Genomic DNA, 15123 nt, shown 5'->3' on the forward strand with positions numbered 1-15123 from the left:
CTGCGTAGACGCGGGGTTGTACTGGCCAAGGTGGCGAGCGGCCGCCGGCCAGTTGGCCACTGGCGGGCGGCCGACTGAACCGAGTCTCGCGGCCCGGGGCCTGGTGGGCGGATGCCGATCACTGTGTCCCTTGGCCCGTTGGGCGACGACCGGTGCGCGGATGCCGGTCGCGATGTCCGGCGCAGGAAGGCCCGGAAGCCCGATGGGGCTGGTGGGCTCACCGTCCTGCGGGCCGCAGCCGAACCATCGGGCCCGTACCATCGCCACCGACCGCCACGCCGGGTACCACCGACCACCGACTGCCGGGCCGGCGGCCTGACACCGAGCCTCCCCCAGCGCCCACTCACCCCCCGGCACCCGGCACCCGCTCACGGGTCCCCGGAACCAGCGTGACCGGCACCCGTCCCTCCGCACCGGGCCACCGTCCCCGGGACCGCGTGCGGCCTCCGGACCACCGATCGCGCCGGCCGCAGGCCTCTGGGCAGGGCGACGACGAGCACTCGCCCCTCGCTCAGCCGGCCTCCCGGCTACCGCGCCAGCGTTCAGCACCACGGGACCGGGCCACGATCACCGCCACCGGCATCCGCCCACTGGGGCCTTGGGCCCCGCCCCGGCTCTGGTCCACGGGCCACGGCCCACGCGCCCCGGCCCTGTGCCGCGCGCCACGGGCCACGTGACTCGGGCCCCGGGCCCCGGGCCCCGGGACTTGGGCCACGCCCCCCGGGCAGCCGCCCACCCGTCAGCGGCCCGTGTCGTCGCGTCGGCATCAGGCTTTCGCGTCGGCCGCACCCGTGCCGCCGCCCGGCAGGGCGTCACGCTTCTGTCGGCTGGCGGACGTTCGCGTTGACCCAGGCCACGATCGCCGTGGTCGTCGCGCCCGGGGTGAAGATCTCCGCCACGCCCTTCTCCTTCAGGGGGGCGATGTCCGCCTCCGGGATGATGCCGCCGCCGAAGACCTTGATGTCCAGCGCGTCCCGCTCCCCGAGCAGGTCGATGACCTTCGCGAAGAGCGTGTTGTGGGCGCCCGAGAGGATGGACAGGCCGATCGCGTCGGCGTCCTCCTGGATCGCCGTGTCCACGATCTGTTCGGGGGTCTGGTGGAGACCGGTGTAGATGACCTCCATCCCGGCGTCACGCAGCGCACGCGCGATCACCTTGGCCCCGCGATCGTGCCCGTCGAGACCCGGCTTGGCCACCACCACGCGGATCGGACCGGTCACACCCATCACTGCCTCCACAACCGACTGTGCCGTCATCGCCACGGGTCCCCGCGCCCGCCAAGGCCCGGAGTAGTGAACGAACGTTATCCCCAGCATCCCGCACCCCGCTGTTTCGCGAAGGCCCGCGAGGGGGAAATCACACGTGGGGCCCCGCGCATCGTCCGGGAGGTCTGCCGATGAGGGTGTTGCCTTTCTCCGTGCCGCTCGGGCCGCTGGGGCCGCTCCGGTCACTGCCGCAGATCCCCTTCCACCCCGTGCTGCGCGCCCTCACCCTCGACCTCGCGATCCTCACCGGCCATCTGATCCTCTACCCGACCGGAATCGCCCAGGAGCACCGCGCCCCCGACCTGACACCCGGAACCACCCAGCTCCCCACCGAGGGCCGCGTGCGGCCCCCCGTCGTGATGCTGCACGGCTTCATCGACAACCGCTCGGTCTTCCTCCTCCTGCGCCGCTCCCTCTCCCGGCACGGCTGGCGCCACCTCGTCTCGCTCAACTACTCGCCCCTGACCTGCGACGTCCGGGCCGCCGCCGAGCTGCTCGGCCGCCACGTCGAGGAGATCTGCGCCCGTACGGGACACGCCCAGGTCGACGTCATCGGGCACAGCCTCGGCGGTCTGATCGCCCGCTACTACGTGCAGTGTTTGGGCGGCGACACACGGATACGGACGTTGGTCACGCTGGGCACCCCGCACGAGGGCACGGCCGTGGCGCCCCTCATGAGCGCCCACCCCGTCGTACGGCAGATGCGGCCCGGCTCGCCCCTCATCGAGGAGCTGCGGGGGCCGGCCCCCGGCTGCCGTACCCGGTTCGTCAGCTTCTGGAGCGACCTCGACCAGCTGATGACACCGATCGGCGCGGCCCGCGTCGCGCATCCCGACCTCCTCAGCCGGAACGTCCGCGTCACCGGCGTCGGCCATCTCGCCCTGCCCGTCCACCCGGCGGTCGTGTCCGGCATCCGACACGCCCTGGAGCGCGAGGAGTTCGCACCGGGATCCGCGAGCACCCGGGCCGCCGGGGGCCAGGAGGGCGACTCGTCCGTCGCCTAGCGGGTGAGCGGCCCGGGCGGAGGCCGTCGCCTCCCCCATTTTTCTCGAACACCCCTCGAACGTAGGGCCAAAGCTGTGCCCGCCCTCCCCCGAAACACGGCCGAATGCCCGTTTCCGCGAAACCTAAAACTTGCCGAAGATTGTCGGCGTCGCACAGCGCCGGGTACAGTCGCGGCCATTGCTTTGCTCCGGGGTCCCACCCGCCATCAGGGCCGGCCCCCGGAAGGTTCTGCTGCCGAGGCGAGAGAGAAGTTGGTGAACGACCAGCACACCAACGCCGGGTACACCACGCACGACGGGTACCAGAACGGCAGCTTCCAGACCGACCCTCTCTTCGGCAACCTGCCGGGCGGTTACGAAACCCCCCAGGCCACCGGCGAGTACGGCAGCACCCCGTGGGACTCGGGTGCGCACCAAGCGGTCGGTACGGCCGGAGTCGGCACGGTCACGTACGACGCCTACGCGGCGCCGCAGTACGACACCACCGGGCAGTGGGACGCGGACGCCTGGAACCAGGCGAATCCGCTCACGCAGCAGGACCCCCTGAACCCGCTCGACACGTCGGGGCACTTCGCGGCCGGAGCCGCCGGAACCGCCGGGGCCTTCGGTTACGACCCCCAGGGCCACCCCGCGACGGCGCAGTTCGACGTCAGCGCCTTGCAGGCCGGCCAGCCCTACGGGTACGACGCGACCGCCCAGTGGGTCGCGCCCGTCTACGAGACCGGCGCGTACGACGCCACCGCGTGGAACGGGCAGGAAGCCCCGTACCAGCAGGCCGCGTACCAGGACGGGACGCCGTACCAGCAGCCCGAGGAGCACTACCAGCCAGGGACCGCGTACGAGGCGGACGCCGCATACGGCCACGACACGCCGTACAGCCCCGCCCCCGACACGCAGGACGCCCCCACCGATCTGCCGGACCACGGCTTCCAGGACGAGGCGACGGACGGCACGGCGGACGACGGCGATCCGCTCGCGGAGCCCGTACCCGCCGCGCACAGCGTGCACATGGAAGAGACCATGACCGCGCCCGCGATCGTCCTCGCCCCCCGCCCGGTCGGCCGCTCCGCGAGCGGCGGCAACGGCAGCCGGGGCCGCCGCCGTACCCCGGCCAAGCGCTCCGCCCTCCTCACCGTCGCCGTCCCCTCCGTGTGCGTCATGGGCGTCGCGGGCATCGCCGCCGCCTCCGTCGGTGACCTCGCCGGCGAGGAGAAGCAGGACAACACGGTCTCCACCCAGGCCGCCGACGTCAGCTCCGCGAAGAAGATCGCCGCCGCCAACGCCCAGGTCGACAGCCAGGTCACGGCCATGAGCGCCGACGCCCGCGACTTCGGCGACCGTGCCAGCCGTACGCAGGAGCGCATCGACCTCGCGGCCCGGCAGGAGGCGGAGAAGCAGAAACGCCTGGAGGAGGCGGCGCGCAAGGAAGCGGCGCGCCCCAAGTTCGCCCTCCCCGTGTCGCAGCACGGACTGAGCGCCTACTTCGGCCAGGCCGGCGTCAACTGGATGTCCGTGCACACCGGGATCGACTTCCCCGTCGCGTACGGCACGCCGGTGATGGCCGCGACGGACGGCACCGTCCGCACGCAGTACAACTCGGCCTACGGGAACATGGCCATCGTGACCTCTCCCGACGGTACGGAGACGTGGTACTGCCACCTCAGCAGTACGAAGTTCCGCTCCGGCACCGTCAAGGCGGGCGACGTCATCGCCTACTCGGGGAACTCGGGCAACTCCACCGGCCCCCACCTGCACTTCGAGGTACGGCCCGGCGGCGGCGCGGCGATCAACCCGCTGCCCTGGCTCCAGAGCCACGGCCTCAACCCGCAGTAGACGCGGCCTCGCCCGCAGCGCGGCGGACAGCAGCGGGAAAGCCCCGCGCCCGACCCCCGTACCGGGCCGGGCGCGGGGCTCTTGTCCGTACCGCCCGCTACAGCTTCTCGACCGGCGCGTACCGCAGCAGCAGCCTCTTGGGCTTCTCGTCCCCGAAGTCGACCGTCGCCTGCGCGTCCGCGCCCGTCCCCGTGACCGCCATGACCGTGCCGAGCCCGAACTGGTCGTGGGTCACCCGGTCCCCCACCACCAGGGAGATCACCGGCTTGTCGGTCGTACGCCGCGTGGCGAAGCCGGACGCGCCGCCCGACCGCGAGCGCGCGGCGCCGGACGACAGCGAGGACGTGATGCCGGACGTCGGGCCCGCCGGGATCTGCGCGCCCGTCCGCTTCCACTCCAGGTGGTGTCCCGGGATCTCCTCCAGGAACCGCGACGGCGGGTTGTACGCGGGCTGCCCCCAGGCGCTCCGCATCGCGGACCGCGTCAGGTAGAGGCGCTCGCGGGCGCGCGTGATGCCCACGTACGCGAGACGGCGCTCCTCCTCCAGCTCCTTCACCTGGCCGAGGGCCCGCGAGTGCGGGAAGACGCCGTCCTCCAGGCCCGTCAGGAACACCACCGGGAATTCGAGGCCCTTGGCCGTGTGCAGCGTCATCAGCGTAATGACACCGGAGCCGTCCTCGTCCTCGTCGGGGATCTGGTCGGAGTCCGCGACCAGCGCCACCCGCTCCAGGAACTCGGCGAGCGTGCCGGTCGTGGCGGCGGCGGGCGCGGCGCCCGCGCCCGCGCCTGTCGTGCCACCGGCCGCCGCACCGTCCGCGGCGGCGGCCCCTTCGGCCTGCGCCCGCTCCTGTTCGAACTCCAGGGCGACCGCGGCCAGTTCCTGCAAGTTCTCGATCCGGGTCTCGTCCTGGGGGTCGGTCGAGGCCTGCAACTCCGCCAGATAGCCGGTCCGTTCCAGCACGGCCTCCAGGACCGTCGCCGGTCCGGCGCCCGACTCCACGACCGTACGCAGCTCCTCCATCAGCGTGTTGAAGCGCTTGACCGCGTTCGACGAACGGGCCGCCATGCCGTACGCCTCGTCCACGCGCCGCAGCGCCTGCGGGAAGCTGATCTTCTCCCGCAGCGAGAGCGCGTCGATCATCGCCTCCGCGCGGTCCCCGATGCCGCGCTTGGGCACGTTCAGGATCCGGCGCAGCGGCACCGTGTCCTCGGGGTTGGCCAGCACGCGCAGATAGGCCAGCACGTCGCGGACCTCCTTGCGTTCGTAGAACCGCACCCCGCCGACGACCTTGTACGGCAGGCCGACCCGGATGAAGATCTCCTCGAAGACACGCGACTGCGCGTTCGTCCGGTAGAAGATCGCGACGTCGCCCGCCTTGGTGTCGCCGGCGTCCGTCAGCCGGTCGATCTCCTCGGCGACGAACTGCGCCTCGTCGTGCTCGGTGTCGGCGACATAGCCGGTGATCAGGGCGCCCGCGCCCGCGTTGGTCCACAGGTTCTTGGGCCGGCGGCTCTCGTTGCGCTCGATGACCGCGTTGGCCGCGCTGAGGATCGTCTGCGTCGAGCGGTAGTTCTGCTCCAGCAGGATCGTCCGCGCGTCCGGGTAGTCCTCCTCGAACTGGAGGATGTTACGGATCGTGGCGCCCCGGAAGGCGTAGATGGACTGGTCGGCGTCACCGACCACACACAGCTCGGCGGGGTCGTTGCCCTCGCCGGACGGGCCCACCAGCTCCCGTACGAGGGTGTACTGCGCGTGGTTCGTGTCCTGGTACTCGTCCACCAGGACGTGCCGGAAGCGCCGCCGGTAGTGCTCGGCGACGTCCGGGAACGCCTGGAGCAGGTGGACGGTGGTCATGATGATGTCGTCGAAGTCCAGCGCGTTGGCCTCGCGCAGGCGCGACTGGTACATCCGGTACGCCTCGGCGAGCGTCTTCTCGAAGCCGTCGGCGGCCCGGTCGGCGTACGTCTCCTCGTCGATCAGCTCGTTCTTCAGGTTCGAGACCTGGGCGCTGAACGCCTTCGGGGGGTGCCGCTTGGGGTCCAGGTCCAGATCGCGGCAGACCAGGGCCATCAGGCGCTTGGAGTCGGCGGCGTCGTAGATCGAGAAGGACGACGTGAAGCCGAGCTTCTTGGACTCGCGCCGCAGGATCCGCACACACGCGCTGTGGAAGGTCAGCACCCACATGGCCCGCGCGCGCGGGCCGACGAGCTGCTCGACCCGCTCCTTCATCTCGCCCGCGGCCTTGTTCGTGAACGTGATCGCCAGTATCTCGCCGGGGTGCACGCTGCGGGTGCCCAGCAGGTGCGCGATCCGGTGGGTCAGGACGCGGGTCTTGCCCGACCCGGCGCCGGCCACGATGAGCAGCGGGGAACCGGTGTGCACGACGGCCGCGCGCTGTTCCTCGTTGAGCCCTTCGAGCAGCGCGGCCGGGTCCACGACCGTGCGCGGGGCGCCGTCGCGGTGGTACGGGTCGCGGGGCGGTGGCACGTCGAACACACCTCCGAAGAGGTCGTCGGGGATCGGCTCAGGCGGCTGCCGGTCCTGGTCCTCGGGCGGCGGCGGATGCTCGTCCCCGGAGGGCTGGAGGTCCGCCAGGAAGCTGTCGTCAAAGAGGCTGCTCATCGCTCTTCGAGTCTAGAGCGCCCCACTGACACCGCGCGTCCACCCCGGGAACCCGGCCGCGCCCGGTGGTCGAACAGCCACCGTCGAACAGTCACCGAAAGTAACCGTACACTTCCCGGAAGCGACCCGGACACCGTTCATGCCGTCACCGTCGCAAAGGTCACGAAAATGTATCGGGCATATCGGCCATCGTCCTTCACATGAGCGCCACACTTTGGCTAGCGTGTTTGACCAGGCACTCCGCATGTCCCCCTGCGGTCCACCGGAAGGAATGCCGATCTTGGCATCGCATCGCAAGTCCCGCGGCACCGGCGGAGTCCGTTCCACCTCCCCCGCCGTCGGGCTCACCACGGCGGCGCTGGCGTCCGTCACGCTCCTCTCGGCCCAGAGCGCCGATGCCGCGCCCTCCGCCGTGTCGCAGCCGTCCGTGGAGGACGTGCAGAAGAAGGTCGACGCGCTGTACCGGCAGGCGGGCGGTACGACGCGGCCGTACGCGCAGGCAAAAGAGTCGGCGAAGACCGCGAAGACGGCGAAGCCCGACCGGGCGGACCGGTCCGACCGGTCCGATCGGTCCGCCCGGTCCAGGGAAGCGGCGGCGCGGACCACCGGGGAGACGCGGGCCGCGCAGGCGGCACCGCGTCAGCAGCCGCGCCGCGCGGCGCCCCGCCAGGGGGACGCGATACGGCCGGCCGCGGCGACCATCTACGCCGGCGGCCCCCAGGTCCCCCGCCCCGCACCGGTCCCGCCGGCGCCGACGCGGCTCGTCCCGCCGCAGCCGGCGCCGGTCCCGGTCCCGCAGCAGCTCGTCCCGCAGCAGCCGACGCGGGCGTCCGGGGCCGTACCGACGCAGGCGCCCGTCCAGGCGGCCACCCCCGCGCCCGTCCAGGGCCCGGTCCAGGCCCCGGCCCGGACGCCGGCCCGCGCACAGGGCGCCGAGCCCCAGGCGGCGCTGCGCCTCAGCAAGCTGACCGTCCAGGAGAAGCTGGTCACCGCCCGGACGCTGCTGTCGCGGCTGGTCCAGGAGGAGACGGCCCGGCTGGCCGCGCTGGAACGCGCGCGGGACGAAGAGGCGCGGCACCTGGCGGACGTACGGGCCCAGGAGGAGGCGGCCCGCCTCCTGGAGGAACAGCAGGCACAGGCGCAGCTGGCCCAGCAGTTGGAGGCACAGGCCCAACAGGCCCAGGCCCAGGCGGAAGCCGAGGCGCAGGCACGCGCGGCACAGGCCCAGGTCCAGGCCCAACTGGACGCACAGGCCCAGGTCCAGGCCCAACTGGACGCACAGGCCCGCGCGGAGGCCCAGGAAGCCCAGGAGCAGGCACGCGCCCAGCAGGCCCAGGCGCAGCTCCTGGACGCCCAGCTCCCGCCACGGACCCCTCTCCAGCAGCCCCTCGCCCCCCTCCTGCCGGCCGTCCCCGCACAGCCCGGCCCCGCCACCGTCACCGCCCCCGACAGCACGTACGCCACCAAGGCCGCGAAGGTCCTGGCGTTCGCGCGCGCACAGATCGGGAAGCCGTACGTGTCCGGCGCCACCGGCCCCAGCTCGTACGACAGCACCGGTCTGACCCAGACCGCCTGGCGGGTCGCGGGCGTGGACCTGCCCCGTACCACCTGGGAGCAGGTGGGCGCGGGCACGAACATCACCACCCAGGACCTGCTCCCCGGCGACCTGGTCTTCTTCTACGACGACATCAGCCACGTCGGGATCTACACCGGCGAGGGCATGATGATCCACGCCCCCGAACCGGGCGCGAACGTCCGCGAGGAATCGATCTACTACCTCCCCATCCACGGCAGCGTCCGCCCCGCCTGACGAAGCCGACCCCGGCGTCCCGCCGCCGGGGCCGGCTCGACCCTGACGCAGGGGCAACCGCGACGCCGGACCGTCCCGTCGATCTGCTGATCCGGTGATCCGGTGATCCGGCCGGTCCTGATCGGAAGACGGGCGCGCGCAGCCGATCGTACGGTCGCAAAACGCCCCGGAACCCTCACCTGCTGTCAATTCCCGCCATGCCGACACCGCGCCGTTACCTTCACCTAGCGTCCTTCTCCAGGTGGCCCACCCCCGCCACCCGGCCCGCACGGCCCCAAACGTGCGATGTTGGACCAGTAAGGAAGTGGACGCCCTCGTGGCAGCGCACCGGAAACACAAACAGCGCCCGCTCACCGGCCCCGCCGGCCGTACCGCCGCGAGCCTCGCCCTGGCGGGCGCCGCGACGGCGACGGCCGGGGCCGCGGCCGGATCCGCGCACGCGGAACCGCGCCTGACGGTGGCCCAGGTCAAGTCGAAGGTCGACAGGCTCTACGAGCAGGCCGAGGCCGCCACCGAGAAGTACAACGGGGCGAAGGAGAAGGCCGACGACGCCCGCGACGCGCTGGACGCGCTGCGCGACGAGGCCACCCGGCGGACCGAGCGGCTCAACACCTCGCGCGCGGCGCTCGGTTCGATCGCCACCGCCCAGTACCGGGCCGGAGGCCTCACCCCCACCGTGCAGCTCGCGCTCAGCTCGGACCCGGACACGTTCCTCCAGGCCGCCGCCCTCGCCGAACGGACCGCCGCGCACCAGGCCTCGACGGTCACGCGGATCCGCAAGGAACTGGCGGCGATCGCCGAGTTACGGACCCGCGCCGACGACCGCCTCGTGGACCTCAAGGCCCGTCAGAACGAGGTCGCCGCGCAGAAGGCCACCGTCCAGAAGCGCCTCACGGCCGCCGAAGACCTCCTGGACACGCTCACCGCCCAGGAACGCGCCCGGTACGCCGAGCAGGAGGCGGCGGGCGACCAGGGCCGGCAGGCGTCGTACGGCGCCGCGCGGACGGACGGCGCCCCCGCCCGCGCCGACCGCTCCGCCTCCCGCCCCGCCACGAAGGCGCCCAGCAGCCGCGCCGCCGCGGCCGTCGCCTTCGCGTACGCGGCGATCGGCAAGCCGTACGTCTGGGGCGCGACCGGCCCCGGCTCCTTCGACTGCTCCGGGCTCACCCGGGCCGCCTGGGCCGCGGCCGGCGTCTCCCTCCCCCGGACCACGTACACCCAGATCAACGCGGGACAGCGTGTCCCCCGCTCCCAGCTCGCCCCCGGTGACCTGGTGTTCTTCTACTCGGGCATCAGTCACGTCGGGATCTACGTCGGCGACGGGAAAATGATCCACGCCCCGCGGACCGGTACGAACGTCCGGATCGCCCCGATCGACCAGATGCCGTTCGCGGGCGCCACCCGCCCCGTGTAGCGCGGCCCGCCAGCCCCTCAGCACATCCGCCGGCACGCCCGCAGCACACCCGGACGCCCCGCCGTCGCCGGACTGGCCCCCGCCGGGATGCCGCTCCCCCGCCCCCGGGTCACGATGAGCGCGGACGCCCACAGGGCTCTGGGCCGTTAGCCGTGAGCCCACGAGCCCGTGGGTCCGCGAGTCCGTGAAGGGGAAGCCGTGATACGTGTGACACGCCGGGGAAGGAGAGCCGCCGCGCGGGCCGCCGTCCTCGGCGCCGGGGCGCTCTTCGTCCTCGCGCCCGTCGGCGTCACCCCCCGGGGCTGCGGCGAGCTTTCGGGGGGCCGCCTGTGCATCGAGGGGCCGATCGGCGGCGAGGGCGGGTTCACCACCCGGTACGTGCGGCACGGCGGCGGGCCCGACCTCGCCGTACGCCTCGGCTACCAGCGCAAGGACCACCGCGTGACGGCGTTCGCGGACTGGTTCGGTACGCGGCGCACGCGCGACGGGGTCGCCGCCCTGAGCGGCCACCTCGACACGGAGCCCGGCGAATGCATCCGGGGGGTCCTGCTGGACGCCGAGGGGCAGGCGTACGTCACCCAGTGGCAGTGCTCGGACTGATCCGGACTGATCCCAAAAGACGCGCCGGTCCTCAGACCAGCCGGCGCGCCGTCGCCCACCGCGTCAGCTCGTGCCGGTTCGACAGCTGGAGCTTGCGCAGGACCGCCGAGACGTGCGACTCGACCGTCTTCACCGAGATGAAGAGCTGCTTCGCGATCTCCTTGTACGCGTACCCCCGCGCGATCAGCCGCAGCACCTCCCGCTCCCGCTGCGTCAGCCGGTCCATGTCCTCGTCCACCGGCGGCGCGTCCGAGGACGCGAACGCGTCCAGGACGAACCCGGCCAGCCGGGGCGAGAAGACCGCGTCCCCGTCCTGCACCCGGAAGATCGAGTCGACCAGGTCGGCGCCGGTGATCGTCTTCGTGACGTAGCCGCGCGCGCCGCCCCTGATCACCCCGATGACGTCCTCCGCCGCGTCCGACACCGACAGCGCCAGGAACCGCACCGGACTCTCCGCCGCCGCCATCAGCGGTGCACAGCGGCGCAGCACCTCGACGCCGCCGCCGCCCGGCAGGTGGACGTCGAGCAGGACGACCTCGGGGCGGGTCGCCGTGATGACGCTGACCGCCTGGTCGACGTCGGCCGCCTCGCCGACCACCTCGACGCCGGTCTGTTCGGTACGGCCGATCTCGGCCTGCACTCCGGTACGGAACATCCGGTGGTCGTCGACGAGCACCACGCGCGCGTGCCGCCCGACGCCGCCCTCCGCCGGACCTCCCGCCGGACCCGCGGTGCCTTCGGCCTGTACGCCTTCGCTGCTCATCGTCCCTGTCCCCTCGCCGTCGCCCTGCTTCGTGTCCTCACCCGTACGGTACGTTCCGCCTCCCGCACCGCCCTCAATCCGCCCGCTCCATCTCCAGCTCGACCTCCGTGCCCCCGTCCGGCACCGCCCGCAGCCGCGCCGTCCCCCCGTGCCGCTGCATCCGCCCGATGATCGACTCCCGCACCCCCATCCGGTCGTCCGGCACCGCGTCCAGGTCGAACCCGGGCCCCCGGTCCCGTACGGAGAGGAAGACCGTCCGCCCGTCCACCTCCGCGAAGACCTGCACCGGCCCGCCGTCGCCGCCGTACTTGGCGGCGTTGACCATGGCCTCGCGCGCGGCCTGCATCTGGGCGGCCAGCCGGTCGTCCAGCGGGCAGTCGCCGACGACGACCACCTCGATCGGGACCCCGTGGTAGTCCTCCACCTCCGCCGCCGTCCGCTTCACCGCGTCGGCGAGGGTGGCCGGTTCGTCCGCCTCCTCCTTGCCCGTGCCCTCCGGGTTGTAGAGCCAGGCGCGCAGCTCGCGTTCCTGGGCGCGGGCGAGTCTGCGGACCTCGCCGGGCTCGTCCGCGTTGCGCTGGATCAGCGTGAGGGTGTGCAGGACGGAGTCGTGGACGTGTGCGGCGACCTCGGCGCGCTCCTGGGCGCGGATCCTCATCAGCCGTTCCTCGGACAGGTCCTGGGTCATCCGGACGAGCCAGGGCCCCAGGAGCAGCGCGACCCCGGCCACGACGGCGATGGCGCCGGTCAGGACGTTGCCGAGCTGGGCCGCCGCGCCCCTGACCACCATGAAGACGGCCAGCCCGAGACCGACCAGGGCCACGCCCGCGAACCCGCGCGCCAGTTGCAGGAGTCTGCGGCGGCGGCCGACCTCGGTCCAGCGCGCCCGGCGCGCGTTGTCGGCCTGGCGCCAGACCAGGACGACGCCCGCGCCGATCAGCAGGGTGGGCCAGATGTAGCGGTCGGCGTGGTTGCGGCCCAGGTTGACGTTGCCGATGAACACTCCGGCGCCTATGACCAGCGCGATCAGCGCGAAGACCTGCCCCTTGTCGGGCTTGCGCAGCCGCCGCCGGCCGTCGGGGCTGGTCTCGAAGAGCGAGCGCGGTTCGGTCGCCGTACCGCCGACGCCGAGCGGGACGACGATCCAGAAGACCGCGTAGAGGAGCGCGCCGAGTCCCTGGGCGAAGAAGAGGCCGAGGAAGACGAGCCGTACCCAGACGACCGGCAGCCCCATGTGCCCGGCGAGCCCGCGGGCCACCCCGCCGAGGAGGCGGCCGTCGGCGCTGCGGTAGAGCTTGCGCGTCGGCTGGTCCTCCGGCGCGGGGGCGCGGGAGTACGAGGGCGGGGCGGAGCGGGGCGGGGCGGCGGGCATGCCTTTGATGGTCACACGGCGGCGCGGCTCCTGGCATCAGGGTCGGGTCCCTGAGGGGACCCTGAGCCGACCCCGAGCCGGGGGACCGGTCCGGGCCGTACCGGAGGCCGTACGCGAGGCCGTACCCGAGCCGGACTCGACGGGGAGACCGCCGGCGAATATCAGGGACAGCCCAGGGTCGGCGCGGGTGGAGGCACGCCTCGCGCCCGGTCACCATGGAGCTATGACCCCGCCGCCGTCCCAGCCGCCTCCCGCGCCTCCCGAGTCCCCGCCGGGCGCTCCGGGCTCCCCGGCGTCTCCCGGAATCTCGGATTCCACCAACTCCAGGGACTCCACGGACTCCACGGACTCCACGGATGCGACGGATTCCCCGGCCGCCCCCGCCACCACCCCCGGCCCGCACCTGACGCGCAGCCCCCGCCAGAAGGTGTTCGCGGGCGTGTGCGGCGGCCTCGGCCGCTACTGCGACGTCGACCCGGTCATCTTCCGGATCGTCGTCGGGGTGCTGTCGGTGACCGGTGGGATCGGTCTGATCTTCTACGGCTTCGCGTGGCTGCTGATCCCGCAGGAGGGCGAGGAGGAGAACGAGGGTCGCAGGCTGCTGTCGGGACGCGTCGACGGCGCCTCCCTCATCGCGGTGCTGCTCGCGCTGATCGGCTGCGGGCTGTTCCTGTCGATGGTGGGCAACGGCGGCACGCTGGGCTTCGCCGCGATGCTCTCCATCGCGGTCGCCGGTTCTGCGGTCTGGTCCCACCGGCGCCGGGGCGCCACCCCCGCCGGCGGCCCGCTCGACCCGGCGACGGCGCACGCGGTGGCGGAGGCGCCGCCCGAGACGAAGGCGCCGCCCTCGCCCGGCGGTCCCTCCTGGTGGCGGGACCCGATCGTGAAGGACGGCACCACGGGTCCGGTCGGCGGCGACTACCTGTGGGGCCCGGAGGGCGTGGCCGAGAACCCGTGGCCGGGCCAGGACGCCCCGGCCCCGTCCCGCCCCCTCGGCCCCCCGGGCCCGCGCGGCATCGGCGGCGCGGTCTTCCTGCTGGCGCTGATCGCGGGCGGCCTCGGCACGGGCCTCTCGTGGGACACCCAGCCTCTCGGTACGAGCCTCCAGATCGGCCTGTCGGCGGCGCTCGCGGTCTTCGGGGCCGGGCTCGCGGTGAGCGCGTTCCTGGGCCGTACGGGCCTGGGGACGCTGTTCCTCGCGGTCGTCACGGGCGGCCTGCTCGCCGCCTCCGCCTCGATCCCCAAGGACATCACCACGGAGTGGGGCCGCGAGACCTGGACACCGGCCTCGTACAGCGTCGTGCAGCCCCGCTACCAGCTCGGCTCCGGGGTCGGCACGCTCGATCTCGGCGGCCTCGCGGTCCCGGCCGGGCGGACGGTCCGTACGCACGCGGAGGTCGGCGCCGGGCAGTTGAAGGTCGTCGTCCCGCGCGGGGCGACGGTGGTGGTACGGGCCGAGGCGGGGCTCGGGGACCTCAGGCTGCCGGGGCGGCCACCGAACGACGTGGACATCTCCCTCGGCAACAAGCAGACCAGCACGCTCGCGCCGCGCGCCGGCGCGGACCCGGCCGGCCGGATCGTGCTGGACGTCTATGTCGGATTCGGACAGGTGGAGGTGACCCGTGCCACGTCATGAGCTGAGGCCGGGACGGCTGGTGGCGGGCGTGACGGTGCTCGGCGCGGCCGTCGCCTACGCGGGCGACGCGGCGGGCGCCTGGCCGACCCCGTGGTTCGCCGTCTTCCCCGTCCTCCTCTGCGGCTTCCTCGTCGCCGCGGTGGTGGCCCTGGTCGACTACCGCATGCGGCGCCGGCGGTCGGCGAGGACGGCGTCCAGCGAGAAGGCGGGCGTGCCGGCGAGCACGAGCGGCAGCCAGGCCATGAGGTAGGCGAGGTCGTTGCCGTAGTAGTACGGGGTGCTCTGCCAGCTGACGGTCAGCCACAGGCTCAGCGAGATGAACGCGCCGCCGAGCGCGGCGACCCGCCCGAACAGGCCGAACAGCGTGCCCAGGCCCACGGCGAGTTCACCGAGGGCGATCGCGTAGCCGAATCCCGAGGGGCTCTTCAGGGCGAGGTCGACCAGTGCCGGTATGGCCGCGCTGTCCCGTACGCCGTGCATCATCTCGCCGACCGAACCGGCCCCGGACGCGGCGAAGAAACCGCTGGTGGTGAGCTTGTCGATGCCCGCGTAGACGAACGTGATGCCGAGGAAGAGCCTCAGGGGCAGCAGCGCGTGCCGCGCCGCCAGCTCCTTCGGGCCGCCCGGCCGGTCACCGCCGCCGCCCGTGCCGATGCCGCCGATCCGTCCGTAGCTCTCTGTCCGGTAGTTGTGTGCCATCGCCGGTCCCGCCTCTCCCTGTCCCGCCGCCGCGGGGACGAATGTCCGCGCGCGCCTCGCCCATGCATACGCACAGGACGCGCCCGGCACTCAGCGGTAAAAGG

General features: G+C 73.1%; 12 protein-coding genes. 7 read left to right on the forward strand and 5 right to left on the reverse strand.

Annotation, left to right across the window (positions count from 1 at the left end):
* Nucleotides 1-812 precede the first annotated feature (812 nt).
* Complete coding sequence (locus tag ACIODU_RS20960) at nucleotides 813-1226, reverse strand: cobalamin B12-binding domain-containing protein (protein WP_401769395.1); 414 nt, start codon at nucleotides 1224-1226, stop codon at nucleotides 813-815.
* Between the two features lie 170 nt (nucleotides 1227-1396).
* Between ACIODU_RS20960 and ACIODU_RS20965 the strand changes: the two genes are divergently transcribed.
* Both ACIODU_RS20965 and ACIODU_RS20970 read left to right on the forward strand, forming a co-directional pair.
* Complete coding sequence (locus tag ACIODU_RS20965; protein ID WP_401769397.1) at nucleotides 1397-2269, forward strand: esterase/lipase family protein; 873 nt, start codon at nucleotides 1397-1399, stop codon at nucleotides 2267-2269.
* Between the two features lie 255 nt (nucleotides 2270-2524).
* The gene (locus ACIODU_RS20970; protein ID WP_401769399.1) at nucleotides 2525-4102 is read left to right on the forward strand and encodes a M23 family metallopeptidase; all 1578 of its coding nucleotides are present in this window, start codon (nucleotides 2525-2527) and stop codon (nucleotides 4100-4102) included.
* Nucleotides 4103-4199: 97 nt separating this feature from the next.
* On the opposite strand, the gene ACIODU_RS20975 is transcribed toward ACIODU_RS20970, so the two are convergent.
* Nucleotides 4200-6725, reverse strand: a complete 2526-nt coding sequence (locus tag ACIODU_RS20975) for an ATP-dependent DNA helicase (RefSeq protein WP_401769401.1) — start codon at nucleotides 6723-6725, stop codon at nucleotides 4200-4202.
* 271 nt (nucleotides 6726-6996) lie between these two features.
* Between ACIODU_RS20975 and ACIODU_RS20980 the strand changes: the two genes are divergently transcribed.
* The 3 genes from ACIODU_RS20980 to ACIODU_RS20990 all read left to right on the forward strand — a co-directional run bounded on the left by ACIODU_RS20980 (nucleotide 6997) and on the right by ACIODU_RS20990 (nucleotide 10549).
* Complete coding sequence (locus tag ACIODU_RS20980) at nucleotides 6997-8535, forward strand: NlpC/P60 family protein (RefSeq protein WP_401769403.1); 1539 nt, start codon at nucleotides 6997-6999, stop codon at nucleotides 8533-8535.
* Nucleotides 8536-8851: 316 nt separating this feature from the next.
* Nucleotides 8852-9949, forward strand: coding sequence for an NlpC/P60 family protein (locus tag ACIODU_RS20985; protein WP_401769405.1), 1098 nt, complete (start codon nucleotides 8852-8854; stop codon nucleotides 9947-9949).
* Nucleotides 9950-10147: 198 nt separating this feature from the next.
* Nucleotides 10148-10549, forward strand: a complete 402-nt coding sequence (locus ACIODU_RS20990) for a hypothetical protein (RefSeq protein WP_356424067.1) — start codon at nucleotides 10148-10150, stop codon at nucleotides 10547-10549.
* 31 nt (nucleotides 10550-10580) lie between these two features.
* Here the strand turns inward: ACIODU_RS20990 and ACIODU_RS20995 are convergent, their stop codons facing one another.
* Together ACIODU_RS20995 and ACIODU_RS21000 are read right to left on the reverse strand one after the other, a co-directional pair.
* Nucleotides 10581-11312, reverse strand: a complete 732-nt coding sequence (locus tag ACIODU_RS20995) for a LuxR C-terminal-related transcriptional regulator (protein WP_401769407.1) — start codon at nucleotides 11310-11312, stop codon at nucleotides 10581-10583.
* A gap of 73 nt (nucleotides 11313-11385) precedes the next feature.
* Entirely contained in the window at nucleotides 11386-12684 is a 1299-nt protein-coding gene (locus ACIODU_RS21000) for a PspC domain-containing protein (protein WP_356424242.1), read from the reverse strand.
* Nucleotides 12685-12907: 223 nt separating this feature from the next.
* On the opposite strand from ACIODU_RS21000, the gene ACIODU_RS21005 reads away from it, so the two are divergent.
* Together ACIODU_RS21005 and ACIODU_RS21010 are read left to right on the forward strand one after the other, a co-directional pair.
* Entirely contained in the window at nucleotides 12908-14320 is a 1413-nt protein-coding gene (locus tag ACIODU_RS21005) for a PspC domain-containing protein (RefSeq protein WP_401769409.1), read from the forward strand.
* Nucleotides 14307-14570: a hypothetical protein gene (locus ACIODU_RS21010; RefSeq protein ID WP_356424074.1), complete on the forward strand. Its 264-nt coding sequence runs from the start codon at nucleotides 14307-14309 to the stop codon at nucleotides 14568-14570. The genes ACIODU_RS21005 and ACIODU_RS21010 overlap by 14 nt, the downstream gene beginning before the upstream one ends.
* Here the strand turns inward: ACIODU_RS21010 and ACIODU_RS21015 are convergent.
* Entirely contained in the window at nucleotides 14477-15019 is a 543-nt protein-coding gene (locus tag ACIODU_RS21015) for a DoxX family protein (protein ID WP_401769412.1), read from the reverse strand. The two genes, ACIODU_RS21010 and ACIODU_RS21015, sit on opposite strands and share 94 nt — an antisense overlap.
* Nucleotides 15020-15123 lie beyond the last annotated feature (104 nt).

Source organism: Streptomyces sp. NPDC088261 (assembly GCF_044740805.1).
Classification (GTDB): Bacteria; Actinomycetota; Actinomycetes; order Streptomycetales; family Streptomycetaceae; genus Streptomyces.